Annotated in this window: 20 protein-coding genes; 9 read left to right on the top strand and 11 right to left on the bottom strand. The window is 40.5% G+C overall.

The genetic code is table 11. The features are described from left to right. Position 1: 1 nt before the first annotated feature. Both CSQ79_RS09495 and fmdA read right to left on the bottom strand, forming a co-directional pair. On the bottom strand, positions 2–268 hold the full coding sequence (locus tag CSQ79_RS09495; RefSeq protein ID WP_099700943.1) for an FmdB family zinc ribbon protein: 267 nt from the start codon (positions 266–268) through the stop codon (positions 2–4). A gap of 51 nt (positions 269–319) precedes the next feature. Further along, positions 320–1495 carry a formamidase gene (gene fmdA, locus CSQ79_RS09490; protein WP_099701028.1) on the bottom strand — a complete coding sequence of 392 codons (1176 nt, stop codon included), beginning with the start codon at positions 1493–1495 and terminating at the stop codon, positions 320–322. A gap of 485 nt (positions 1496–1980) precedes the next feature. Between fmdA and CSQ79_RS09485 the strand changes: the two genes are divergently transcribed. Continuing rightward, positions 1981–7602: a PAS domain S-box protein gene (locus CSQ79_RS09485; RefSeq protein WP_099700942.1), complete on the top strand. Its 5622-nt coding sequence runs from the start codon at positions 1981–1983 to the stop codon at positions 7600–7602. Here the strand turns inward: CSQ79_RS09485 and CSQ79_RS09480 are convergent. Beyond that, on the bottom strand, positions 7599–8018 hold the full coding sequence (locus CSQ79_RS09480) for an ATP-binding protein (RefSeq protein WP_099700941.1): 420 nt from the start codon (positions 8016–8018) through the stop codon (positions 7599–7601). The two genes, CSQ79_RS09485 and CSQ79_RS09480, sit on opposite strands and share 4 nt — an antisense overlap. A 266-nt stretch (positions 8019–8284) precedes the next feature. On the opposite strand from CSQ79_RS09480, the gene CSQ79_RS09475 reads away from it, so the two are divergent. Next, positions 8285–9478 (top strand): PP2C family protein-serine/threonine phosphatase, encoded by a 1194-nt coding sequence (locus CSQ79_RS09475; RefSeq protein WP_099700940.1) that lies wholly within the window; start codon positions 8285–8287, stop codon positions 9476–9478. Here CSQ79_RS09475 and CSQ79_RS09470 read toward each other — a convergent pair. The 5 genes from CSQ79_RS09470 to CSQ79_RS09450 form a co-directional block, all read right to left on the bottom strand. Continuing rightward, positions 9475–9807, bottom strand: coding sequence for an STAS domain-containing protein (locus tag CSQ79_RS09470; RefSeq protein ID WP_099700939.1), 333 nt, complete (start codon positions 9805–9807; stop codon positions 9475–9477). The two genes, CSQ79_RS09475 and CSQ79_RS09470, sit on opposite strands and share 4 nt — an antisense overlap. Positions 9808–9862: 55 nt before the next feature. Continuing rightward, complete coding sequence (locus CSQ79_RS09465) at positions 9863–10201, bottom strand: STAS domain-containing protein (protein ID WP_289501001.1); 339 nt, start codon at positions 10199–10201, stop codon at positions 9863–9865. A 232-nt stretch (positions 10202–10433) separates the two neighbouring features. Beyond that, on the bottom strand, positions 10434–12416 hold the full coding sequence (locus CSQ79_RS09460; RefSeq protein ID WP_099700937.1) for a glycosyltransferase: 1983 nt from the start codon (positions 12414–12416) through the stop codon (positions 10434–10436). Between the two features lie 20 nt (positions 12417–12436). After that, entirely contained in the window at positions 12437–13960 is a 1524-nt protein-coding gene (locus CSQ79_RS09455) for a DUF3131 domain-containing protein (protein ID WP_099700936.1), read from the bottom strand. Then, a complete protein-coding gene (locus CSQ79_RS09450) occupies positions 13960–15066 on the bottom strand; it encodes a glycoside hydrolase family 26 protein (RefSeq protein ID WP_289500974.1) in 1107 nt (368 codons plus the stop codon). The genes CSQ79_RS09455 and CSQ79_RS09450 overlap by 1 nt, the downstream gene beginning before the upstream one ends. Before the next feature lie 492 nt (positions 15067–15558). On the opposite strand from CSQ79_RS09450, the gene CSQ79_RS09445 reads away from it, so the two are divergent. The 4 genes from CSQ79_RS09445 to CSQ79_RS09430 all read left to right on the top strand — a co-directional run bounded on the left by CSQ79_RS09445 (position 15559) and on the right by CSQ79_RS09430 (position 18698). After that, on the top strand, positions 15559–16575 hold the full coding sequence (locus CSQ79_RS09445) for a DUF3466 family protein (RefSeq protein ID WP_099700934.1): 1017 nt from the start codon (positions 15559–15561) through the stop codon (positions 16573–16575). A 26-nt stretch (positions 16576–16601) separates the two neighbouring features. Beyond that, positions 16602–17699 (top strand): glycoside hydrolase family 26 protein, encoded by a 1098-nt coding sequence (locus CSQ79_RS09440; RefSeq protein WP_099700933.1) that lies wholly within the window; start codon positions 16602–16604, stop codon positions 17697–17699. A 221-nt stretch (positions 17700–17920) separates the two neighbouring features. Further along, on the top strand, positions 17921–18124 hold the full coding sequence (locus CSQ79_RS09435) for a type II toxin-antitoxin system TacA family antitoxin (protein ID WP_289500973.1): 204 nt from the start codon (positions 17921–17923) through the stop codon (positions 18122–18124). Between the two features lie 55 nt (positions 18125–18179). After that, positions 18180–18698: a GNAT family N-acetyltransferase gene (locus tag CSQ79_RS09430; RefSeq protein WP_099700932.1), complete on the top strand. Its 519-nt coding sequence runs from the start codon at positions 18180–18182 to the stop codon at positions 18696–18698. Between the two features lie 69 nt (positions 18699–18767). On the opposite strand, the gene CSQ79_RS09425 is transcribed toward CSQ79_RS09430, so the two are convergent. Continuing rightward, on the bottom strand, positions 18768–19466 hold the full coding sequence (locus CSQ79_RS09425; protein ID WP_289500972.1) for a hypothetical protein: 699 nt from the start codon (positions 19464–19466) through the stop codon (positions 18768–18770). A gap of 40 nt (positions 19467–19506) precedes the next feature. Here CSQ79_RS09425 and CSQ79_RS09420 point away from each other — a divergent pair, with 40 nt between their 5' ends. The 3 genes from CSQ79_RS09420 (at position 19507) to CSQ79_RS09410 (ending at position 21132) form a co-directional block, all read left to right on the top strand. Further along, positions 19507–19962 carry a hypothetical protein gene (locus tag CSQ79_RS09420; RefSeq protein ID WP_099700931.1) on the top strand — a complete coding sequence of 152 codons (456 nt, stop codon included), beginning with the start codon at positions 19507–19509 and terminating at the stop codon, positions 19960–19962. A 246-nt stretch (positions 19963–20208) separates the two neighbouring features. Continuing rightward, positions 20209–20478: a hypothetical protein gene (locus CSQ79_RS09415; RefSeq protein ID WP_099700930.1), complete on the top strand. Its 270-nt coding sequence runs from the start codon at positions 20209–20211 to the stop codon at positions 20476–20478. A 51-nt stretch (positions 20479–20529) separates the two neighbouring features. Next, positions 20530–21132 carry a hypothetical protein gene (locus CSQ79_RS09410; protein WP_099700929.1) on the top strand — a complete coding sequence of 201 codons (603 nt, stop codon included), beginning with the start codon at positions 20530–20532 and terminating at the stop codon, positions 21130–21132. A gap of 226 nt (positions 21133–21358) precedes the next feature. Here CSQ79_RS09410 and CSQ79_RS09405 read toward each other — a convergent pair whose 3' ends face one another. Continuing rightward, positions 21359–24154, bottom strand: a complete 2796-nt coding sequence (locus CSQ79_RS09405) for a DUF3131 domain-containing protein (RefSeq protein ID WP_099700928.1) — start codon at positions 24152–24154, stop codon at positions 21359–21361. Between the two features lie 120 nt (positions 24155–24274). After that, positions 24275–25714: a DUF3131 domain-containing protein gene (locus CSQ79_RS09400; RefSeq protein WP_099700927.1), complete on the bottom strand. Its 1440-nt coding sequence runs from the start codon at positions 25712–25714 to the stop codon at positions 24275–24277. Positions 25715–25859 lie beyond the last annotated feature (145 nt).

The following is a 25859-nucleotide window of genomic DNA, read 5'->3' as shown; positions in this document are numbered from 1 at the left end:
ATTAATGACCAATCATCCAAGGACGCCCGTTGTGATGGTTGTGACTATGGGAGTGTGAGTGTGAATGACGCTGCTGAACTTTTGGTTCTGCACTTTGGTCAATTCGGCGACTTAAAGCTGAAGGTGTCAGAATCAAACCAGCTACCGAGTAAATTCTTGTGGCTAATGTATCACAACTCGGACACAGCATCGGTTCGCTAGCTTGTGCCATATTACGCCAGGTTTCAAAAGATCCACAGGTATCACAACGAAACTCGTATAAAGGCATAAATACTTCTCTTTTGCTAATCGCTAACAGCTAATTGCCAATCGCTAACAGTTATGATGGCAAAACATTTCTCTCAAAAATTGCAGTAGGAATGGCGATCGTACAACAAGCATTAGGAATATCTACAATTCCGCTAATTCTTCCTTCAACAGGCGCAGAACCTAACAGTAGATAAATTTGTTCGCCTGTGTAGCCAAATTTCTTAAAATACTCGATCGCATTTAAACAAGCACGACGATAGGCAACATGGGCATCAAGATAATACTGTTCGCCAGAAAATTCATCAACAGAAATCCCTTCAAATACTAGATACTCAGAATACCTTGGTTCAACTGGACCTGGTTTGAATATAGGATTTGTGAGTCCATATTTGGCAACACCACCTTTGATTAAATCGACATGAAGATCGAGATACCCTGCCATTTCAATTGCACCACAGAAGGTAATTTCTCCGTCTCCTTGCGAAAAGTGAATATCTCCCATTGAGAGTTTTGCACCCTCGACGTATACAGGGAAATAAATCCGCGAACCTTTTGATAAATTCTTGATATCGCAGTTACCGCCATGTTCGCGGGGCGGTACAGTTCTTGCGGCTTCTTGAGCGACGCGATCGTATTCTGCGCCTGTGAGGGAACCTAAAATTGCATTTTTCGGATTGGGTAGATTTGCTAACGGTGGAACTCGATTAGGATTTGTTGCCACTAAATCAGCTTCGCGTTTATTCCACTGTGCCAGTAATTCTGCTGAAGGGGCGCATCCGATTAAACCAGGATGAGGAATTCCTGCAAATTTGACATCGGGGATGTGGCGCGATCGCGTATAAATTCCTTGAATATCCCAAATTGCTTTTTGGGCGGTAGGAAAGTGTTCTGTTAAGAAACCACCGCCATTTTCTCTAGCGAAGATTCCTGTAAAACCCCATTCATAATCAGGTAATGTTCCCACATCAAGCAAGTCAACGACGAGGATATCTCCAGGTTCCGCACCATTTACCCAAATAGGTCCACTCAAAACGTGAACCATACTTAAATCAACATCACGCACATCATTGGGGCTATCGTTGTTACTAATCTGTCCATCTGTCCAATCTTTACATTCGATGCGAAATACCGCTCCTGGATTAACAGACACAATGGCAGGAATGTCAGGATGCCAGCGATTATGACCTACTAAGTCTTGTTCAGTAAATGGTTTATTTAGGTCAACTTTGAAGAGAACTTCTGGCATAGCATCCTCCACCACATACCGATGAAAACGTGATGGAGATAATCCTGCAGCAATTGACACTTGTAAACCGTAGCGTTAGTTACCAAATATGAATCCTGCTTCCCACAGACTAAATAGGGCTAGAGAAACAAAGCCTACCTACGCACACTGCATAAGTATATTTAGTGATTAGACCACGGAGGTGGTCTTAGTTTAATTAGCTGCGACTTCAGTCGCCAAGCGATCCAACAGTCCAATCAAATTTTGAATTTGGGTGTGAGAAATGATTTTTTTTAGGGAACTATAAATCTAAGTTCTTGTTTTTGCATGCCAACTGTGGTGCTGACTTGTTTAAATTCAACTATATCTGCTGGCTTTGCAGTACCCATGCATTGCTACGTTCGATGCTGTCATTCAATCTTGCAGATTGAGAATCGATACTCAAACTTCTTTCATTTATTTCGATGTGACAAAAGAATGAGTTTGACGATCGCGAGTAAAGGTTCATGAAAGCACCACTACCTAATAACGAAGCCCAAAGAATTGAAGCACTTCTACAGTACAAAATTCTTGACACGCCTAATGAAGCTGCTTTTGATGAACTTACCCGTTTAGCTGCATATATTTGTGGAACTCCGATCGCCTTAGTCAGCCTAGTTGATACTAATCGGCAGTGGTTCAAGTCCAAGGTTGGGATAGAGGCGCTAGAAACACCACGAGACATTGCTTTTTGTGCTCATGCAATTTTAGAACCTGATGTGATGATCGTACCGGATGCGCTAGCCGATGAACGGTTTGCAACAAATCCATTTGTCACATCAGAACCTCCTGTCCGGTTTTATGCTGGTGTACCATTAGTTAATCCTGAAGGTTATGCCTTAGGAACACTCTGCGTAGTCGATCAAGTACCACGAAATCTTAGCCCTGAACAAATAGAAGCACTTAGACTTCTCGGTCGCCAAGTGATCAAGCAACTTGAATTACGACGTAACTTAGCTAATTTACTACTGGTTCATACACAAAAAACTCGTTCGCAGAAAACGCGTCAGCAATTTGTTAAAAAGGTTGCTGGAGGATTTGGCTTAGCCTCACTAATTCTAGTTTTAATTGGTACAGTTTCATACCAAAGTATTAAAGAACTAATTGATAATAGCAATCAGGTCACAATAGCCCAAAAGAAAATTACCACATGGGAAGAGTTATTTTCATACGTCAAAGACGCTGAAACTGCACAACGAGGGTACGTCCTTACAGGAGACAAATCTTATTTAGAACCGTATCAAACAGCATTGACAAATGTTCCGTTAAAAATAAAGCAGTTAAAGGAACTACAAGGATTAAATAATTATAGACAAATTAAGACGGTTGAAGCTCTCATCAAAACGAGATTGGATCTGATCCAAAAAATCATTAATTTGCGACGGAAACAAGGATTTGCGTCTGCTTTGGAAGTAATTTCATCACATCACGGCAAATATCTTATGGATGATATCCGTAAGCATATTAACGAGATCGAGAAAAATGAAAAGGCACTACTACAGCAATTATCTACTCAAGAACAAGTAAGTGTACGTAAAACACTAGTAACACTAGCGATCGCTATTTTAATCATTTTTGTCATTCTGGCATATGTCTACTATTTAATCTATTCCGAATTTACTCAACGCAAGCAGATCGAAGCATCTCTTGAGAAAGAGCGTAATTTCATTTCTGCGGTAGTTGATATGGCTAGCGCGCTGGTTTTTGTTCTTAATTCTCAAGGACAAATTGTGCGATTTAATACTTCCTGCGAACAAGTCACAGGTTATTCCTTTGATGAAGTCAGAGATAGGTATTTCTGGAATTTATTTCTACTACCAGAAGAAGCAGAAGTCGTCAAAACTAGCTTTACCGAACTGAAAGCCGATCAATTTCCCCAAGAGGAAGAAAGCTGCTGGAGAACAAAGGATGGTAGTTACCGTTGGATTGCTTGGTCAAGAAATATGCTTGTGGATGACCAAAATGAGATTGAGTATGTTGTCAACACTGGTATAGATATTACTACACGTAAACGAGCCGAACAGCGATTAGTCACACAACACGCAATCACAAAAGTATTAGCAGAATCAGCAACACTGAGTATTGCTACTCCCAAAATTTTGCAAGCCGTTTGCGAAAGCTTAGAGTGGGAGTTTAGCGAACTGTGGAGTATTGATCCGCAAAATGTATTACATTGCGTACACACTTGGCATTTACCATTTGCTGCTGCTGAAGAATTTGAAGCGATCGCACAACAGACCACATTTACTCCTGGAGTTGGGCTACCTGGGCGTGTTTGGGCAAGTAGAGAACCACTCTGGATTGCTGATATTACCCAAGATCCTGATTTTCACCGCACAGCAATTGCCACTAAAGTTGGATTACGCAGCGCTTTAGGTTTTCCCATTCACAGCGGTGATGAGAAACTGGGTGTCATGGTGTTCTTTAATCGCAAAAGTCAAGAACCCGACGCAGACTTGCTGCAAATGATGGCAGCGATTGGTAGCCAAATCGGTCAGTTTATCAAGCGTAAGCTGGCAGAGGAAACTTTGCAAAAAACAATGACGCTGCAACGCGCAATTTTAGACAGTGCCAACTACGCAATCATTTCCACTGCTTTAGATGGTACGATAACAACTTTCAATCAGTGCGCGCGAAAATGGTTAAAGTACGCTCCAGCCGAAGTTATTGGTCAAACAACACCCATCATACTTCACGATATTTATGAAATTGCCCAAATAGTGGGCGAACCTCCTGAGTCAAGCAATGTCATGAGTTTGCTGTTTGATGAATTGGTGACAAGGGCACGCCACGGCGAAACTGAAGAACATAAATTATCTTACATTCGCAAAGATGGCAGTCGTTTTCCCGTTCTTTTGTCAGTTACACCATTACGCGACTCTCAAAAAAATATCACTGGGTTTTTAACAATTGCTAGCGATATTACTGAACGCGAACAAGCTTTATCCGCACTGCGTGAAAGTGAAAATCGCTTCAAAACTTTTATGAACAATAGCCCAGTCATGGCGTTTATTAAGGATGCTAAAGGACGTCACATTTACATCAATGAACCAATGGAGCAGATGTTTGGTGTAAAATTTGCTGATTTACAAGGTAAGGATGATGCTGCTTGGCTACCAGCAGAAACAGCAAAACAGTTGCGTGACAACGATCTGGCAGTTCTAGCAACAGGTCAAACCATAGAGTTAATCGAGTGTGTTCCCACCCCCGATGGACGCGAACGTTATTGGCTATCCTTTAAGTTTCCGATCAAAGATGCATCTGGACAACTCTTACTTGGTGGGGTAGCAATTGATATTACTGAACAAAAACAAACAGAAGAAGAACTGCAACTGCAAACACAGCGATCGCAACTCTTCACTGAAATCACGCTCAAAATTCGTCAGTCGCTACAAATTGAAGACATTCTTCAAACTACCGTTACTGAAGTCCAAAATATTCTTCAAACTGACCGCGTTTTGATCTACCACGTCACACCTGATAGTATTGGCAGCATTGTTGCTGAAGCTGTTGTTCCTGGATTACCAACAATTCGCGGGCAACACCTCACTGATTCCTACTTCCAAGAAGAATATCACCAGCAGTATCGCCTCCAGCAATACCGTCAATTAAAAACACAAGACATTGCAGACATCGAAATCTTAGACGTTCAACCGCAACACATTGAAATACTCGAACAATTCGGCGTTAAAGCAAATTTAGTCGTTCCGATTCTCTTAAAAGAAGAATTGTGTGGCTTACTTATTGTTCATCAATGTTCCAATTTCAGGCAATGGAACCGCTTTGAAATTGATCTCCTCCGTCAACTTGCCGATCAAGTAGGTATTGCCTTAGTTCAAGCCCAGCTGCTTGAAGCTGAAACTCTTCAACGTCAAGAACTCGAAGTTGCACATCACCAAGCTGAGTTAGCATCGCAAGCAAAAAGTTCCTTCCTGGCGAATATGAGTCATGAAATCCGCACTCCGATGAATGCAGTGTTAGGAATGACAGGTTTACTATTAGATACTTCTCTCACGCCCGAACAGCGAGATTTTCTGAATATTATTCGCACAAGTGGAGATGCACTTTTATGCTTAATCAACGAGATTTTGGATCTCTCAAAACTCGAAGCTGGAGAGATGGAGTTAGAAACTCTCAATTTTGATTTATCAACCTGTATCGACGAAGTATTAGAATTACTTGCTCCCCAAGCCCACACCAAGAACTTAGAAATTGCAGGACTTATCTACAGCAATGTTCCTACCTACCTCCAAGGAGATGCAGGAAGGCTGCGTCAAGTCTTGACTAACTTAATTAACAACGCCATCAAGTTTACTAGCAATGGAGAAGTCGTAGTACGGGCAGAATTGCAATCAGAAACCAACACTACAGCAATCATTCGCTTTACTGTTGCAGATACAGGAATTGGTATCAGTTCTGAAGATCAACACAAGCTTTTTGCACCATTTACTCAAGTTGATGCTTCGACGACTCGCAAATATGGTGGTACTGGTTTAGGACTTGCCATCTGCAAGCAACTCATCACTCTCATGGGCGGAGAGATTGGTATAGAAAGTCAATTGGGAATAGGTTCAAAGTTCTGGTTTGAAATTCCTTTTGTCAAACAACTCAACCCTTCCCAACCAGGACGACTGAGTAATTTACACAATCTGCGCTTGCTAGTTGTCGATGATAACGCAACCAATCGCAAAGTAGTTTACCATCAAGCGACGCGTTGGGGTATACATGTTGATGAGGCTGATAGTGCTGCGGTTGCCTTGGAATTCATACAACAGGCTTGTGAGCAAAACATCCCCTATGATTTTGCTTTGGTTGATATGCAAATGCCCGAAATCGATGGCTTGATGTTAGGCGAACAAATTAAAGGAAATTCCCTACTGGCAGATTTACCGTTGATTATGCTCACTTCTACAAATCAACATGATGAAGTACAGCAGGCAAAAAAAATTGGATTTGCAGCTTACTTGGTTAAACCTGTCAAACCATCACGGTTGCTTGACACAATGATGAACATTTTAAACAAAAGACTTGATATAACCAATATTGCAAATTCTTTCAACTCTCATCTTGCTACAACTGCTAGTCATCAGAATTATCCTTCAGTTGAACGTAACTCGCAGCAATTTCTCCAGCAACTCCGCAGCTTGAGTTACACCGCAGATATCGCTACAAATGGCAGAGAAGTTTTAGCTCTCCTCGAAAAAATTCCTTATAAATTACTCAATAAAGTAATATCTTGCTTAGAAAACTACGTTGAGCCAAGTTCAAGTAGTCTAAATCATAATCTCATCGTAAGTTCGCAGTTACCTCAGCGTGAATTATCAAATGGTACATCTAAACTCAAAATTTTACTTGCCGAAGACAATTTAGTTAATCAGAAAGTTGCTCTCAAACAACTTCAATCTTTGGGATATACCGCTGATGTTGCTGCCAATGGGCAAGAAGTTTTGGCACTCCTCGAAAAAATTCCCTATGACTTAATTTTAATGGATTGCCAAATGCCCATTCTCGATGGTATTGCAGCAACGCAAGTAATTCGTCGTCAGTACACAGGTTTTGCTAATCAGCGTCAGCCCATCATTGTCGCCATGACTGCTAATGCGATGAAAGAAGACAAACAAATGTGTCTTGATGCTGGGATGAATGATTATCTTAGCAAGCCAGTCATAAAAGAAAAGTTAGCCGCGATCTTAGAGTACTGGAGTTGTCATTTAGACTCAGAAATAACTGTACAACCATCAAAAACTGATTCTTTTGATTTGATTGATTGGGAACAACTGCATCAACTTTCAGAAGGTAGCAAAGAATTTGAAATTGAATTATTGCAGATGTTTGTTGAAGATACTCAAGCTCGTTTAGAAGTATTAAAACTCGCGATCGCATCTACTGACTTTCTGCAAGTAGAGCAACAAGCACATCATCTTAAAGGTGCAAGTGCTAACATTGGAGCAAAAACAATGTACGCATCCACTGTCATACTTGAACAAAAAGCTCGCGCCCAAAATTTGACAGGAACGGATGAGTTATTAGCAGAGATTACCGCATCTCATATGCATATTCAAGCTTTCTTAAATGAACTATTAACTTAATTTGTATAGTATTTTTTTATATATAAACAATAGCGATCGCCTTCTACTCGTTTATAGCTGAGTTCATCTGCAAGTAGTGACATAATTTTTAGTCCACGCCCTCTTTCACCCTCAATTTCTTCAATTTCAGGGGTTTCTTGTAGCTTCTGCTCTAAGTCAAAAGCTAAACCGTATGACCAAATCAAGATTTCTATAAATTCGTTGCTTCTTGTAGCTTCTAGTTCTACCGGAGTCTCCTGTGGTAGTCCTTTATGAGCATGTTCAACAATATTGATAAAGGCTTCTTGTAGTAATGTTTGATATTGCCACCAAACTACCTTGTCTAGTGGAGGCTCATTGAGCTGTTTAAACCACTCCATTACTTGAGATGAAGCAGTTAAATCAGTTTTAACTTGAAAATTTATTTTGTGAATCAATTGTCAAATACGTTAATTTTAATTAGTATATAGATTATAGCGGACTAATTATTATTTTGTAAAATTTACTATACTCAAACTAAAATAACAATAAGTTAAAACAGTCAAGTGAGTGAGTGCAAGACAAGCTTAAAATTAGTGTATTAGCAAATACAAGAAACACCCATTGCCCATTGTCTATTATCTTCTAAGTAAACATATTATCTGACATTACACTCGCGTCCTAAAGCTCAAAATTTATGTAAGTAGTATTTCCTAAGTTTTAAATGTTTAAAATCCTTATTATTGATGACGATCCTACTATTCGGATGGTGCTAAAAAGAGCATTACAAAACCAAGGTTACACTGTAACAGTGGCTAGTAGTGGTGAGGAAGGAATTACCCAAGCACAGCAAATACGACCAGCATTAATTGTGTGTGACTGGATGATGTCTCCTCTCAATGGGCTTGATGTATGTCGCCACTTGAAAGCTAATCCAGAATTATCAACAACTTTCTTTATATTACTAACTGCACGCGGAGAAGTTGAAGATCGAGTCATTGGGCTTGATGCTGGCGCTGATGATTTTCTTGCTAAACCAATTGATATCAATGAATTAAAAGCAAGAGTAAGAGCAGGATTACGCTTGTACCAACTAAATCAAGATTTACAGCATCAAAAACAAGCACTAGAAGCTCTGAATCAAGATTTACAACACCAAAAACAACTTTTGGAAACAGAATTAGCCGATGCAGGTAGCTATGTGCGATCGCTACTTCCTGCACCACTCACAGGAACAGTAACAACAGAAAATTTATTTATCCCTTCAGCTCAACTCGGAGGCGATAGCTTTGACTACTATTGGATAGACGACGATCATTTAGTGCTTTATTTACTCGATGTATCAGGACACGGAGTCGGTTCAGCATTACTATCAGTATCAGTACTTAATCTGTTGCGATCGCAATCTCTACCCAACACGAACTTTTGCCAACCAAGCGAAGTTCTGAGATCGCTCAATCATGCTTTTCAGATGAGCGATCACGACGATAAATATTTTACTATTTGGTACGGAGTTTACAATCGCCGTCAACATCAACTTAATTATGCTAGTGCTGGTCATCCACCAGCTACATTATTGACTGATGAAACTACACTTCAAGTGCAACACTTAGGTTCTCCAGGTTTGCCAATCGGCTTTTTACCTGATGCTGATTTTGAAAATGAATCTATATATATACAAGAAACCAGTACTTTGTATATTTTTAGTGATGGCGCATACGAGATATCTCAACCCAATGGTAGTATTTGGGGAAAAGAATCTTTTGTGCAGTTGCTAGTTGACTCACACAAACAAAATAAACGTTTGGAACAACTATTAAATTATCTTCAAAATTTAGGTCAAACTAGTAGCTTTGAAGATGACTTGTCCTTACTAAAAATTTGTTTTAACTTAACAACGTCAAAATCGGAAATCTAATTTTTTTGTTGGTTGAGAACTTCTTCTTGAAATTCTTGTTGATTAGCAAAAACTTGAAACATTTCATTCATCTTTGTCAAATCGAATAACATTTTAACCTGACCGTGAATTGAGCAAAGAAAAACTTTACTATTAGCTGTACGTACAACTCTCTGAATTGCAATTAATCCACCTAGCCCTGAACTGTCTATTTGCTTAACATTTTCAAAGTTAATAAGTATTATATCAACTCCAGATGCTACAAGGTCACTAATTTGATGCCGGAGTTGTTTAACTTGAACTCCATTAAGAAAGTCTGATGGTTGAATAATTTTGATAAAAGAACTCATTCTAAGTTATTTCGTTTTTACTTTAGTTACGCTAAAAGCGATGATATTACGATGGCTATTTTGCAGCTAAAACTTTTTGGCTAAATTCATCTTGATTAGCAAAAATTTCAAAAACGCGATCCATCTTAGTGAGTTCAAATAGCATCCTGACTTGATCGTTAACTGAGCAAATAAATAGCTTTCCGCCAGCACTACGTACTGTTTTCATTGCTGAAACTAAAGCTCCTAAACCAGAACTATCAATAAAGCTTACATTCTGAAGATCAATTAATACAATATCAGCACCAGTAGCAACAATATCACTAACTTCGCGTCGAAATTGATTACCTTTAATACCGTCTAACATTCCTGAAGGTTGGACAATTTTAACAGAACTCATATTTCTTATCTTAATTACTGTTTCTACTCTGTTATTTTGGCATTTATTTTAATCATTGACAAGTCATAAAAGTCAATGTTATTACTTAATTTTAAAGTTAAAAATGAGACATTAAGAAAATGAGATTATTACTTAAAGATGACTGAAATATTGATAGGTAAAAGACTAATTGCTATCTCATGCTTAGAGTTTTCAAATATGAAGAGAGTAAAAATCAAGTTATCAGCGGTAGCCATTAGGAGTATGATTATTTATTTAAACCTGGTTGCCAGGTAGCTGCACGGATAACTGCCCAGAGTAGTAATAAGTTATAAACTGCCCATGCACCATTGAGTAAGTAAACCAAAGGATAATCAAGAGTCCCTACAGTAAAACGATAAAGACTCCAAAAAATACCAAGAACAGTAAGTGTAAAAACAACTAGTTGTGGCATAATTAAACGTAGATAAATTCCTGATTGTCTTTGTTTGGGTGTCACTTGAAATTTGATGGGTTGTCCTGTAAATACACTCCATACAGCTTGAATTAATAAAGGAAATAACGCGATCGCATATTGTTCAGAACGCCAAACTTCTCTTGCAGGAATACCCCACGTTGCTGCCATGAGAGTGAGACGGTTAAGGATAAATGCTGGAAAAAAGTGTAAAGCGAAATCAGAACCATAAGTTTTTACAGGAATCACCCCAGTAAAGAAATAGATAATAGGACACGCAATAAAAACAACTGTGGCAAAACCCGAAAAATAGCTATACATTGTCTTGAAATAATGCAGCCGTTGCCAAAACGTCAACCCTGGTTTTGTTAAAGGATTTTCGCGCAGGAAAACTTGAATAGTACCTTGTGCCCAACGCAGTCGTTGCTTAAGTGTAGAACTGAGATCGTCAGGTGCTAAACCTTCTGCCAAAAGTTCGTTGTGATAAACTGATTTCCAGCCTGCAGCGTGCAACCGCATTGCGGTATTCATATCCTCAGTAATGCTATTACTCGAAACACCACCAACTAACTCAAACTCATCAAGTCGTTTTTCATTTTTGGCAAACTCATCCGAAAAATATTGAAGTCCAACACCAATTAAAGCATCGCGTCGAATCACTGCATTTGTTCCAGTATAAAAAGCAGCATTCATGCCATCTTTACCTTGCTGGAGTGGTCCATAAAATAAATGGGCTTGATGTCCAAAGGGATCGTCAGCAGGTAAGTTATAGAAATCTTGAGGAGTCTGCACAAACGCAACTCGATTACGTTCGTATTTTCCTATGAAAACATTGTATGTAAAGAAATATGGTAGAACGCGCTTGAGAAATTGTGGTTTAGGAATATGATCTGCATCAAGCGTCAAAATAAAATCGCCCGCAGTATCTCCATAAAACAGTGCGTAATTAATATTTCCAGCTTTGGCATGATGGGGAACACCAGGAGGTTTAGGACGCGCAACATAACGCAATCGGTTGAGTTCTATCAGTTCAATTTCTTTTTGATAAATTGCATCTTCTAAAAATTGGCGTTCAGTTGAAAGGCGATCGCTGATACTGTGATGTGTTGGATGCAACAATAAAATTAATTGCTGTAAGCGCTGCAAAAACTTAGTTTCAATTTGATCGCGAGTCGGAGCGATCGTTTGTAGCCATTTCTCAGCCGCTTGTGTATCCGGTGTTAATTCTTCGAGTTCTTGAAGGCGTTCTATCAACAAAGAACGTTCAGCATCAATTTGCGTAACTTCCTGTTGAAGTAAAGGTTTCTGTAAATCTTCAATACTTAATTTCTCCGCCATAGCGCGCATTGCTGGCGAGTTACCATCATCAAGCACATAAACCCGCAATTTTGTTGGTGGATAGTCAATTGCCAAAGCAGCCTTGGCTGTTTGTTCGACCATTTCCGGTGGCTCGTTGTAACATGTAATAAAAACATCAACTGTAGGTAAATCAGCACGCGACATGGGTGGTGACAATTTGTCCAATGACTTAACTTGTCGCACTATTGGACGCCATAACCCCACAACAAACATCACGCCGCCAAAATAGCTATAAATCTCTGCTAGCAGTAGAGGAATTGCAATCCACAGCGCATCATAGTTAATTGAATGTGTCACACGCCAAGACAAGTACCAAGCACCAAAAATGAGATTAATTTCTGCTAGGTAGCGAAACAGTAAAGTGCGTTCTTTTAACCGAGAACGAGTATGACTACCGACAAGGCTTGATAAATTTTTTGTTTGAGCAACTGAGTTCATAAAGATACCGATAACAAGTATTAAAAAACAAGTGGACGTTGACCTCTAGCTTGATAAAGCAGACTTTCTAAAACAATTGCATTAGTATTAATATCAATCGAGCGATTGACACCAAGATGACGTTGTTCATACCGCCCCGAAAGATAACCGCGATGAGGATCGGCAAGGTTTTGGACAAAGTTACGTAACTTCTTGGTATAAGGATTGTCCGGCATCAGTGCAAACCAAACAAAAGCTGCTTTAGTACTGAGAAACCGTAATTGAGGATAAGCACGTCCTCTAGTATCCGTAACGTGCCAAGGTTGATCGTCCGCGTAAACACTGTAATAAAGAAAATAAGGCGGGCGATCAAGTGAATCTTCATTCACCGCAGTTAAAATACCAGTACGTTGAAAACGTTGAGCTTGCAGTTGCAAAAGTTTGTTAACTTGTGGTTTAACAGCATCTGACCATCCCAATTCCAAGCCCCACAGCAGATAAGGATCGTTGGTGAGATAGTTAGTAGCCCCAGAGTTTTTGAAGTTACGTTGATCGACTTCCAACATAATTCCATCGACTGAGACTGTTTTAATAGGTGGTTGAGATAAAGCCTTATCTGCTTCAAGATTCCAAAGTTTCAAGCTGTGTGCGGCGTATTGCTCATAACCTAAGCGTCCTTCTTGGACTTGCAGAATTTTTCCGTTAGCAGTTGAAATACCACCATTTAACCAACCATGTTTGACAAGATTCGCTAACTCCCAACGTTTGGTAATGCGATGAATGCGATCGCTATATTCGGGATAATGTTCGCGTAATACGTGTAGCCCTACCAAAAAACGCGCCATATCTAATGCTGACCAACCACTTTTACCTTGAGGATCGGGAGTATTATCAAGTTGCCGCATCTGAGCAGTGTGCGTACTATAGGCTTTATTAGGTAAGCCTGTTGCTGGTAGCGGTAATCTTTCTAATGTTTGTAATAGTGTATCGATCCGCTTGTGAAAGACACCTGCAGGTAGTAACCCCAACTGTCGTGCTGCATGAATTCCGAGTATTGCACTACCTTGATCCCATAATGTTGTCCACGGAAAATTATCGACAGCATTCACTAAACCTGTTTTTGGATTCCAGTTGCGCTCAAAATACTTCCAAGCACGTTTGGCAGCAATCTGATCTGCTTCCTGTGTTAATCGAGGTGCAGCATTTGTTATAGGAGTTGGTTGAGAGCTAGGTGTTGGTGAAGGAACGCTAGGAACTTGTGGCTTTTCAACAGGAATTGGTTTTGGTACTGAAATAGTTGGTTGAGAGCTAGGTGTTGGTGAAGGAACGCTAGGAACTTGTGGCTTTTCAACAGGAGTTTCTGTTGGTGCTGGTGCGGAAGGTTGCGGTTGCAAATCAGGATTAAAATTATCAGGAGCAGCAAGCAAAAATGATGGCGATCGCCAAGAATGAGAAATACTACGCCAGCATTCTGCATCTGTACGAGAACAAACCAAATGCTGTGTTGTGACAAGCGACGGCACAATGATACTTACCCCAGTTATTGCCACCCACATCCCAGCCATTACCGCGACTCCATTCGTGCTAGATCCGCAGGTGCTACGTAACTAAATGCGGAGTTTGCGATCGCATCGCGATAACCAACTGAATTACGATTGCGATCGTTGTAGAATGCCCAATCACATTCTTTATCAATATTGAAATAGATAATACCTCGCACTCCCATAGCAACTAACTGCGTGTATGAGTTACGCAACCATTGATCTTTTGCACTACTTTTGGCACCACTTTGTGTATGACTCGTACTACCAGTTTGTGCAATAAAAATTGGCTTACCAGGAGCCATCACTCGCATTCGCTGAATATAAGATTCAAAAACTTCCTGTGGTTCACTCCACTTTTTCCAACTTGCATTGTGGCAATGTCCCCAGTTGTAGGCACTAAACGCCACAATATCGACTCGCTCTGAGCCTGGATAATAATTTTCAAATCGATGCTGTGCATTTTCACTCCAACCATTCGGTGCAAACACCCATCGCACTGTGTGAGGAGCAACACCAGCTTCGGCAAAGATTTTTTGGAGACGTTGGTACGCCAGCTTAAAATTTTGAGGATCTTTACTATAAGTTTCTCCAGGAATGTTCATTTCTTGGAATGGCGCAATAAATGCCATCCGTCCCGATCCTTGCTTTGTCCAGACAGCGTAGGCTTGGGCTAGTTTTCGTAATAATTTATCAACATCTCCTCTAGCAATTTGTGCTGCTGAGCGCGTCGAATCTAGATTAATAAAAGCAGTGTAACCATTACTACGTAGGAGTTCTAAGCGGTTTGTGATATTGTATGCAGGATTCGAGTCTTCGATATCCATAAAAAATCCAGCCAGTGAATGACGCTTACCTGCCCAATCGTCCAACTGGCGCAACTCTCGATCGATAGTACGCTGCGAACCTAGATAGTTTGGAGTGTAAAGCCCTAATAATACTGGGTGGGAATTCTTTTGTGTTGCTTGAGGAGAGCTTGGACTTTGGTAAGATTTGGCTACAGATGGTAAATGTTTAATACCAAAAATTCCTAGCAAGATCAGTAGGATTACCAGTCGCCATTGCCACTGACTAAAGATGCGATTGCGCGTAGCGCAGCGCCAAATGCGATCGGTAGTAGGGTAACTCATATTCCTTACTCTTAAGTTGATTAGTCGCAACATCATCTGGCATTGTTATCAGCCTTGTCATTCTTTAAGAATGCCCACATCAAATGCAGAACTAACAATCTGTGTATCTTTCGTTGTTATTTATCTGGTGATAAAAGTAAGTATTCGAGGCAGACAAATCTACGCGCGTCTGTAGAAATTTATAGCTAAAAAAATCATCAAGTTTTATAAGCTTAGTTCTTTTGTTTGTAAAACTCCAAAAATTACTTGCATACTTGCTTAACTTTTTTATTAAAATTATGCTCAATTAAACTCCGTATAATAACTGAGATAAATTCATTTTCAGTAGATTCTTGGATAATTGATCTGGTTCTTTTTTTTTTAGAAAATCTCTAAAAATACCTACTCAATTATTAGTTAATAGTGCCAATATTTATTTATGAATAGCAATTAAGCAAAACATAAATATTAGCTAAGTTGCTTTTTAATACAATTCTCTATTCAATAGTTATTATGAAACTTTTCAAGGTTAGCCTTGCTTTAGCAAGCCTTGCCATCTTGGTTGCTGCTCAGTCTACACGTGCTGATAGCCAAAGCTACTCGATAGCTGATGTTGGCAGTTTAACTCAAAGCGGCTATGGTCGAGCCACTGATATCAATAACACAGGTCAAATCGTAGGTACTGCAACTTCTGCGCAACGTTATTACAATAACCGTGCCTTTGTTTACAATGACGGACAAATTACCGCTCTTGGTATCCCTGGAAAAAGTATCTATAGCTATGCGCAAAGTATTAACGATTCGGGTGACATTGTCGGTTATTGGACGACTCCTAGCGAAAACTCGCGCGGTTTCATTTACAGCAATCAGAAAATTACCAATTTAGGTAAAGACACTTATGCTCAAAGTATCAATAACTTAGGTGCGATCGCAGGCTACATGACAACCACTGATGGTCATCGTGCGTTTGTCTACAGTAACGGTCAGATGAGCAATTTAGGTACGTTTCCAGGTGGTGCAGATAGTTATGCACAAGCAATTAATGACTCTGGAGACATTGTAGGCTATGCCGAAACAGCAAGTGGTAACTATCATGCTTTTGTTTATCGCGATGGTCAAATGGTTGACATAGGGACGCTTGCAGGTGGCGATCGCAGCGAAGCAAACGGCATCAACAACTCTGGTTACATTGTCGGTTATTCCAGTACAGCAGAGGGAAATCGTGCCTTTCTTTATAAAGAAGGTCGGACGATCGATCTTGGCACTCTTGATAACAACATCAATAGTGTTGCTTATGGAATTAATGATTCAGGTCAAATTGTTGGTAGTTCAGGAAATAGTCGCGGACCAAGTGTTGCCTTTCTCTACAGCAACGGTAAAATGATCGACTTAAATAGCTTGCTACCAAAAAACTCTGGCTGGTTGCTGACTGAGGCGCGTGACATCAATAATCGCGGGCAGATTACAGGTATTGGCATCATCAACGGTCAAAATCGTGCCTTTTTAATGAATCCTACTACACGTCCTTAAATTGACAACTGCCTTGGAGTAATAATATGAAACGCTTGTGCAAAATTATTAGTAGTTTGTTTGCTTGTACACTTCCTTTTACCTCTTTTACTCAACCTGCATCTGCTGATACATTGCTTGGTGCTTACTACGGCAATCAAGGTTGGGAAATGGGTAACGTCCAGGCATTAGAAACCTGGCAAGTCAAGAAAAATGCGATAACTAACCTCTTCACAAATTGGTGTAACCAAACCTCAACCCAAGATAACTTGTTTAACCACCAACTTCCCTACATTTGGAACAATCAAAATGTACCAATGATTACTTGGGAACCTTATTTGTGTTCAGCTTCATCAACTCCCAACAATATTGAAGTCCAAATAGCACAAGGTAAATACGACAAGTACATCAACAACTGGACCAACAGATTGAAAACCTTTCTCAGTGGTCCTGATGGCGTTTACAATACCAGTGACGATCGCCGCGTCTATATCCGCTTAGGTCATGAGATGAATGGTTCTTGGTATCCTTGGGGTGCAGCAATGGGCAATAATTCACCCAGTGACTACGTGAATATGTGGAAGCGCGTTAAGGGAATTTTGGATAGCAAAGGACTGGGTGCGAACCATGTACAGTGGGTTTGGACAGTCAACAACGATGATGTTGGTGGTTATAGTGCCGAGTCATATTACCCTGGTGATGCTTATGTTGATTGGATAGCGATCGATGGCTACAACTGGGGTACAAGTCAATCATGGTCAAATTGGCAAACACCACAGCAAGTTTTCGGACCGATGATTAATCGTTTACGCGCTATTTCAAATCGACCGCTGACAATTACCGAGTTTGCTACTACTACATCAACAAGTTCCGGTAACAGCGTCACAGCAAAAGAACAGTGGATTACTGATGTGTTCAACTATGCCACTGCACAAAACATCAAGATGTTGCTTTGGTTTAATGAAGACAAAGAAACTGACTGGGCAGTATTTGGTGGAAGTCGAGGTGATGGCACATTTATGTATGGTTCTCAAACTTATATCACCAACTCCGCCTACAGTTCATCAGTTGCAGATAGTCAATTTATGCCATCGAATCACAACAATCCCCGTTTGCTAACAGATGCCCAATTCACTGGTCAATAGAAATTTTAGCGAATGAATTTGCAGCTACGTAAATAAAGTCCACCTCCATGGACTTAACCAATTCTAGTAAAATTGTGCTGCAAAACATATATCCTGTAAATTTTCTAATATTCAAAGTTTAACAAAATGTATTGACATTGTGTACACACATTTCTTAAAATAGAAGAGTCTCTTAATTAGTAAAAATAATTGTTATGTACCCTGCAGCATCCGAGGGTTCTGTGAACCAAACCCGCGATGTCACAATAAATATTCGGGCTAAACAGAATCAACGCGATCTCATTGATCGTGCAGCTGAAGTGCAGGGTAAGAGCCGCTCAGAGTTTATGTTGGAGTCAGCTTATCAGCAAGCCCAAGATGTTCTTCTTAACCAGAGCTTTTTTGGTTTAGACGAACTTAAGTACAAGCAATTTGTAGAATTGTAGATGCACCACCTACGTCAAATGAAAAGCTATATAAGCTGCTAACAACCAAAGCTCCGTGGGATTAAATCAAGATAGGCTCCGCCCGCCTGAGAAGCTAAATTCGTCACATCAAATTGAAAATTTTGATTCGGGTAACACTCAGTTAGATGAGTGGTTCAAGCGCCGCGCACTGAAAAACGAGTTAGAAGGGGCTTCACGTACTTATGTTTTGTGCGCTGGTGAAGTTGTCGTTGGATATTACTGTCTTGCTAATGGAGCAGTAGCACAAACTAGCGCGACAGGTCGAGTTCGGCGTAATATGCCTGATCCGATTCCAGTTATGATAATTGGGCGACTTGCTGTTGACTGTCACTGGCAAGGTAAAGGTATTGGGCGATCGCTGTTGAGAGATGCAATTATTCGTACTCTACAAGCTGCGGAAATTGCAGGAATACGAGCAATTCTTGTCCACGCTCTCTCTCAGGATGCGAAGCAGTTCTATGAAAAGTGTGGTTTCACTGCTTCTCCATTTGATTCAATGACACTCATGATCAAAGTTAAGGATGCAATTGCTTCACTTGGTGGACAACCATAAAATGGGATCAACTTTACTGTGTAATTCAATGACGTTTTAGATTTTTATAGCAACCACAAGAGAATATTTCTACTCAACTGGTGATAAAAGATACAAACCAGGTTCAGCCTCAGCATCGGGTAGCAGATCTCTACTACTCTTTGCATTTTGATCGCATAATGTTGCAAAAGATTGTAAACTATCTAATCTTGCTGAAAGTTCGCTCAAAGTATCTAGGTATTCAGCAACAACAATCTGACGATGCGTCCATGATTGATCGAGTTGTGCGCTATGAGACATGGAAAACTCTACGTCAATATTAGTCTTCTGACGCCGAATTTGCTCAGGAGATAACGTGCGATCGCTTGGAGAAATTTGAGCAATACGTTCTATGCGTTCTGAAGTGATATAGTTATCAAACCGAGAACTAGTCAAGCGATAAACTGTAGATAAGTAAGGATTGCGATCGCTAATTAATTCAGCGCTCCATTTTTCTGCTACTTGTTTAAATTTAGGAACTTCTTCGGTAAGTAATTCTTTAGCTGCTTGATTTTGACCTATTTCTAAAAGCAGATTTGCTTCGGTTGCTGTAGCAACAGCCCATCCTTGGATAGAAATATCTGCATTAAGCATTAATTCAGCATTTAACTCTGGACTTGCTTGCAAGGCTTGGTTAGCCAAAAATAAGCGTACTCTAGAGGCAACTTTTAGCGCTTCTCTAGGCGATTCATTCGGAAAGCGTTTGCGATCGTCAAGTTCAGTATGAATTTCAGGCTTTTTAATTGGCATATGACTGCCAAGGATTTCTCATCAAGCAGCGCAAGCACAAATGCAAAACTCAGAAGAAATTACAGATGCCCAAGGAGCACCGACTACCAGAGTTCCTATTGGAACTAAAAGAGGATTAGAGGAACTTAAAGCAGTATTAGAAGCTTCTGAGCCTACTAACGCTCCTCCTCCTCCTATTAGAAGAGTAGCTATTTCTGTTCCTCAGAATTTGCCAGCCTCCATTCGTCTTAGACAAGCAGGTACAACAGCAATTCGAGAATTCTTTTTGATAGCTGACAGAAACTCAGTTGCTCCCGATAGCACGATGGGCGTGATACCAGACTTGGAGAGTGAACAAGGAGTAAGAGCGTCGCTACCTAACGGAGGAACAATAAGGTTGAAGATCAGGCGAGTCAATGAAAATAACAGCACGAAATCTGTTGGAGAGCTGCGTATTCGCGATCACAATATTCCTGGATATGAAAAGGTTAATCAAATTGAATTTGTTGTTCAGTAATTTCCTCTTTACATAAAACTCGCTATCTTCCTTACACGATGGATATTAAGTTCTTTGTTCGCGCTGCATTCCCTTTTGGTACTGCTCTAACCGTAGGGCTGTTTAGTGGAGCTGAGTTTATAAATACTGCAATGGCAGCAAGCACTCAGCTTAATAAATTGCTGTACAACAAGACATATAGAGTGACCAGCATTGAGCGTTACTTACTGTTGAGTCACCAAGCTACGATGCGGCGTACTATGTTGCATGGCAGGAGTTCAACTATATTATCCTCCTAATTCGTTGCCAGCACCTCGCTGGAGTACTACAGCCGGTTGGATTTACACTGCAAACCTGATTGGTGGTGGAACATCCAATGTTAGAGAGTATGGCAGATCAACACCAATTATGCCGACAATAGATCTTTTTAATCACAATACACCTGCCTCGAATGGTCAATCTTTTTCTCAAGTTAACGAGGTCAAGTTTCCATATCGCGCTCCTCGTGCTTGTCCTGTTTCTACTACATCTTGCTAATTTTTCATTAGATTTATTAGCATAACCAAAATCTCAAATCTGTAGCTTCAAATGAAAGCTTTAACTGAGTCTGAATATCTTATTGATGCAGAACCTGCATTAAGAAGAGTTTTTTTGAACGACAATCCACTACTTCCAGTTTTTGGGGAAGCTGTAGAAAGAAGAAAAGTTTTATACGAATACCGAGTCCCTGATGCTCAAATCACTCCTGTTGTTGTTCAGGTTGCCTCAGAACTAGGAGATGATGGGTTTTTCTTCTCTAATTTAATGCGAACTAGTGACCCAGTAAATGCAAACCATTGGTGGATACCTTTTGATGAGGTTTCGATTTTTCTATCTTGCAATACTGATGTTTTTAATTTTGCCTACCAGCTTGAAAATGTAGTTTACTCTCCTAGTGGTCAGTGGGGATTGATGTGGACTTTTGAAAATCTTGGAGTTTTAGCAGGTACTGGCAGTTATATTGATAGAGTTTGCCAAATTATTCCTTCAATTGAGGAACAGTTAAAGAATTATTTAAACTCTATTAAAGAAGGCAAAGACACTTGGGGAATTGAAAATATAAATATTACTTGGCTACCTTCCTTTTTAGAACATATGTTTGGCACAGAAGTAGCAATAAGGATGTTAGAAGAAGCGCATTTAACTGACTGAAATATAGCGTTCCACCACCTAGGCGGAAGAAAATGAAAAATGATCTTGCTTACTTGGGTTAGGAAAAATACGATCGCAAATTAATTCGCAACTAAACAAACAAAGTCCAGATGGTGCGTGGACTTACTCATACGACTTGAATTTAAGAGTGTGCGCAGGGGCACTTCGTTTGTGTAGCGCCCCGAAGAAAGTCGCAGGGCATCTGGGATGTTTAACTCTGACCTCTTTACTTCGCAGACATCCAGTAAGTTCCAGAAGAATCGGTAACTATCTGGGCTTTTTGTGTTGCCGTTGTTGGTAAACCGCGACCAGAATTACCCGCTTTAATCTCCTCCCACCATCTTGAATTTGTCGTGTTGTTTGGTTGAATTAATGGTTGCTTTGTTGCCATGTACAGCAAAGATTGGAGAATCATACTGTTGGTACTGCTGGTAAAGCCAATCGCAGTTTTACCAGTGTTTTCGTAAAAGCCCTCGTAAAAGCCGAGTAAAGGATTGTATAAGTCAGTCGTTGCATTCACTAACTCTTGCGCGTAGCGATCTTCTGGTAGCAAGGCGTGATAAGCAAAGGCTACTGCTGTACTTACCAAACGTCCATCTACTACAGCTTGACCATCATCAGCTAAAGCTGCCCAAGGCTCTCCTTGACCGACAATAGAACTGTGGACAGTGTAAGGTTTGCGATCAATTAAAGTTGTGGCTGAGGCGGTGTGCTTGCCTGTACGACGGTAGCGTTGTGCTTGCGCGGTTAATATAGGTTGTACTAGCGATCGCATTTGCGGATCAAAACCAAATTCGAGTCCGTACAGTAAAAACGGATTGCTGACTGTATATTGATTCACCTTGGTGTTTGTCTCGCGACGAAGGCGCTGAATCGGCACTGCAACTCCTTCAACCTTAGCAGTTTGATACTTACCACCAACTGCTGAATTTGCTACATCAAATCCCCACAACTGAAAAGCACGGGCGGCATATTCTTCATAACCAAGGCGAGTTTCAGGATTCACTCTTGTGAGCGATCGCTCTTCCTGTTTTGTCACTGTAGCACTAGAGAGCATTCCATCCCGCACGACACGTAAATACGACCAATCAAGTACGATTTGCTCGATGGCTTGAGTATATTGCGGATAAGCAGTTTTTAAATTGTAAAGTGAGGCTAAGATTCTACCAATATCTAACGCTGACCAACCTGTACCTTCGGGAACTGAATTGCCACCATAATCAACCGATTGCAGCGATCGCGTATCATAACCACGATTGGGTAACTCCCCAGCAAATAATGGTAATTTTGTCAAGGCTCCTAAAAGATGTCGTGTACGGTAGTCAAACTCTTTTGCTGAAATAATATCAAGCGATCGCGCCGCTTGAAGTGCAGCGATATAATCACCTAAGCCCCACAATGTTGCGCCTTTAAAGTCACTGCGATCGTCAACTAACCCACTGCGATGATAATTTGCTTGAAAGTACCGCCATGCGGCTTGTGCATAACGACGTTCGCTTACTGTCAGAGGTCGATTTAGCTTATTCGGATTAGCAGAAAATGGTTGACTTACTGGTGGAATTGGTTCAACCACAATTTCTGTAACTTCAGGTGTTGGCGGTTCAACAGGAGGTGTTTGTACAGGTGCTGTTGATTCGATGCTAGGGGTTGGTGTTGTCGGCGCGGGTGGGGGAGTAGAATTAGCAGCAGTTTCTAGATTATTGCCTGGTTTTCCGGTCGAAACACTGACCGGTGTTGTAATTATAGGGCGATTTCCTCTGGCTTTGTAATAGAGAATCTCTAAAATTAAGCCATTTGTATTTCCTGTTAAAGCATTATTTGTTTGCTTGGTTTCTTCATAAATTCCAGCATAGAAACCTTCATCAGGACTGCGGAGATCTTTGACTGTCTCAAACAGTTTTTGTGTATAGTCATTTTGTGGATAAAGATAGCGCCAGCCAAAAGCTGCTTTTGTACTCAAGCTGCGTAACTGTGGATAAGGCTGATTGGTGTCTGTAATCGTTGCCCAAGCGTTGCCATTGGCATAAACCGTATTGTAAAGAAAATAAGGTTCGCGATCGATATTGTCTTCAGTAACTGCGGTGAGTTGTCCAGTAGCTTCGTAGCGTCGTTTTTGCACTTCTAAAACTCGCGCTGCATAATCTGCTAAGTCGCCTTGTAAACCAAATTCAATACCATCTAAAATATAAGATTCACTGACGACGTAGTTATTTGCGTTCGTTGTCTGATAATCGCGAGTATCAACAGGAATTTGTACGCCGTTGATTTCGACAAACTTAAATGGTTCAAATGAAACGGCTTTAGGTACAGAAAAACCCCAGAGTTCATAACCTCTAGCAGCATATTCTTCATAACCCAAGCGTCCTTCTTGAACTAACAATGTTTCACCATCAGGAAGCACAGTAGCACCAAACATCTGTCCATCTTGAATTGATCGCCCTAATTGCCACTTTGAGACAATTCCTGTTAACCAATCATTGTATTGCGGATGACAGGTGCGGATGATATGAAAAGCTGCAAGTATCCGCCCAATATCTAACGCTGACCAGCCAATACCTCGCTCCACCGGATTATTACCATAATCCACCATTTGTCCGTTGGATGTATTGTAAACTTTACTTGGTAAGCTATCTTCAAACAGTTTTAATTCACTGAGTGTTGTTAAAAACTTATTGAGACGAGAATCGAAATCAGCTTGATCAACTAAATTAAGCGATCGCGCTGTATTCAATGCTGTGAGATAATTACCCATATCCCAAAGCGTACCAGAGGGATAACCACCAGTTGAATTTGTAAATCCGGTTGCGGGTTGATAGTTTTTGACAAAATACTGCCAAGCACTACGCGCATAAGTTTGTTCTTCTTCTGTTAAAGGTGCTGTAATACTGCTACAACTTTCAGCATTATTTGGAGCTTGTGCTAAGGATGGTGTTGGAATATAAAATGAAAAATGTGTAATAATTCCAATCAGAAAAAATGCGGTTAATCGCAACCACTTGTGTTGATGGCGTTTCCCAAACATAATTAAAAATTTATACCTTTAAAAAAATAGTTAGTAGTTAAAAACTTGTAATTAGTAGGTAATAGGTAATGGGTAATTGGTAATTGGTAATGGGTAATGGGTAGTAAATATTCTGCTTCTCTACTCTTCTGCTTCTTCTACGCCTGCCCATACTACTAATGGCTTGCCAACTTGCTTGTAGAGTAAACTTTCCAAAATTACGCCGTTATTATTTGCTGTGAGGGCGCGATTTGGCTGACGCAGCGATTCATAAAAGCCGTTATACCAGCCATGCTCAGATTTCAGATTTGCTTGGACAAAATCGTATAATTGGCGCGTGTATGAAGTGTTATACAACATATGCCAACCAATCGCCGCTTTCGTACTCAAAAACCGCAGATTGTTATGCTGTTGTCTTGTATCAGTAATTGTTGCCCAGGGTTGTCCGTTGACAAATAAGCCACTGTAAACAAAGTATGGCGGGCGATCGAGATTATCTTCAGTTACAGCAGTGAACTGTTTTGTCGCGCGGTAGCGGGCTTCTTGTGCGGCTAAGATGCGATCTGCATAAGCTTTGGGTAGCGCTTGAAATCCTGTCTCAATGCCATCTAAAATGAAAGGCTCGCTGAGGACATAGTTATTTGCCCCTGAAGATGCATAATCGCGGCGATCGTAGGGAACTCCTTGTCCGTAAAGATTCACAAACGCAGTTTGCGATTGATGATCTAAAGCACGTTCAACATCTAAGCCCCACAGTTTTAAACCAAAAGCTGCATAATTTTCGTAACCCAAGCGTCCTTCTTGGTTGTACTGTTCTTTACCATTGACTACCGCAGTACCGTACATCTGCCCGTTTTTAGTTAAGCGATCCACTTGCCAATGTTGCCAAACTTTTTCAGTGTGCGATCGCAATGCAGGATACTTTGAACCGACAATTTTGAGCCATATTGCCATGCGCCCAAGATCAATTGCTGACCAGCCAATTTCTTCGCGTTTGTCTAATTGACCGTAGTTAACCGGAAGTAACGTTGTTGCATTATAAACTTTATTGGGCAATTCTTTTTGATACAACGGCATTGATGCGAGTGTTGTTAACATCTGGCGCATCTTAGTATCAAATTCTGTTGCAGAGACGATATTTAACTCTCTTGCACTCACCAAAGCAGCGATCGCTGCGGCTTGATCCCACATTGTCACTGAGGTAAAGCCATCGACAGAATTAACTAAACCTGTTTTTGGATTCCAGTTACGCTGAAAATACGACCAAGCGTGATGTGCGGTTACGATTTCATTAGCAGTTAATCTACCTAGGTGCGGTGCAGCGTATGGTGATGCTTCTTTTAGCTGACTTAGATCAACTGGTGTTCCTGGTAAAACAACTGATTTGGCATCCAATGCTGCAATATCAATCGTATGGACACTTGCTGTAGCTGCTCGATCGGATTGTGGTAGTTTAGCAGTTTGATAAAGATGTCTCGACCAAGAATTTAGTCCTGCGATCGCAACAATAGCTGTAACGACTCCTCCCACGCAAGCAAGGATTGACAGCATTTTAGGTGGTGGTTCAAAATCAGAATTCATGAAAGTGAAACCTCGTTAATTTTGTCAAGTTTTGAACACCTTGACCGCCTTACGACTTCATTTTTCCCAGTTATTAAATAGAATTAACACTAATAAGTAAGTAGGTAAAAATAAACATAACTTAAAGGCTCGTAACTATTAGCGA

The organism is Gloeocapsopsis sp. IPPAS B-1203, assembly GCF_002749975.1.
In the GTDB taxonomy this organism is placed as follows: Bacteria; Cyanobacteriota; Cyanobacteriia; order Cyanobacteriales; family Chroococcidiopsidaceae; genus Gloeocapsopsis.
The sequence above is the reverse complement of the archived record's forward strand: the minus strand, read 5'-3'. Positions and strand labels throughout refer to the sequence as shown.

What these genes read in the sequence shown, in the direction of transcription:
- CSQ79_RS09495 (WP_099700943.1), bottom strand. Translation starts at nt 268, where the DNA reads ATGCCTTTATACGAGTTTCGTTGTGATACCTGTGGATCTTTTGAAACC.
- fmdA (WP_099701028.1), bottom strand. Translation starts at nt 1,495, where the DNA reads ATGCCAGAAGTTCTCTTCAAAGTTGACCTAAATAAACCATTTACTGAA.
- CSQ79_RS09485 (WP_099700942.1), top strand. Translation starts at nt 1,981, where the DNA reads ATGAAAGCACCACTACCTAATAACGAAGCCCAAAGAATTGAAGCACTT.
- CSQ79_RS09475 (WP_099700940.1), top strand. Translation starts at nt 8,285, where the DNA reads ATGTTTAAAATCCTTATTATTGATGACGATCCTACTATTCGGATGGTG.
- CSQ79_RS09470 (WP_099700939.1), bottom strand. Translation starts at nt 9,807, where the DNA reads ATGAGTTCTTTTATCAAAATTATTCAACCATCAGACTTTCTTAATGGA.
- CSQ79_RS09460 (WP_099700937.1), bottom strand. Translation starts at nt 12,416, where the DNA reads ATGAACTCAGTTGCTCAAACAAAAAATTTATCAAGCCTTGTCGGTAGT.
- CSQ79_RS09455 (WP_099700936.1), bottom strand. Translation starts at nt 13,960, where the DNA reads ATGGCTGGGATGTGGGTGGCAATAACTGGGGTAAGTATCATTGTGCCG.
- CSQ79_RS09450 (WP_289500974.1), bottom strand. Translation starts at nt 15,066, where the DNA reads ATGAGTTACCCTACTACCGATCGCATTTGGCGCTGCGCTACGCGCAAT.
- CSQ79_RS09445 (WP_099700934.1), top strand. Translation starts at nt 15,559, where the DNA reads ATGAAACTTTTCAAGGTTAGCCTTGCTTTAGCAAGCCTTGCCATCTTG.
- CSQ79_RS09440 (WP_099700933.1), top strand. Translation starts at nt 16,602, where the DNA reads ATGAAACGCTTGTGCAAAATTATTAGTAGTTTGTTTGCTTGTACACTT.
- CSQ79_RS09425 (WP_289500972.1), bottom strand. Translation starts at nt 19,466, where the DNA reads ATGCCAATTAAAAAGCCTGAAATTCATACTGAACTTGACGATCGCAAA.
- CSQ79_RS09420 (WP_099700931.1), top strand. Translation starts at nt 19,507, where the DNA reads ATGCAAAACTCAGAAGAAATTACAGATGCCCAAGGAGCACCGACTACC.
- CSQ79_RS09415 (WP_099700930.1), top strand. Translation starts at nt 20,209, where the DNA reads ATGGCAGGAGTTCAACTATATTATCCTCCTAATTCGTTGCCAGCACCT.
- CSQ79_RS09410 (WP_099700929.1), top strand. Translation starts at nt 20,530, where the DNA reads ATGAAAGCTTTAACTGAGTCTGAATATCTTATTGATGCAGAACCTGCA.
- CSQ79_RS09405 (WP_099700928.1), bottom strand. Translation starts at nt 24,154, where the DNA reads ATGTTTGGGAAACGCCATCAACACAAGTGGTTGCGATTAACCGCATTT.
- CSQ79_RS09400 (WP_099700927.1), bottom strand. Translation starts at nt 25,714, where the DNA reads ATGAATTCTGATTTTGAACCACCACCTAAAATGCTGTCAATCCTTGCT.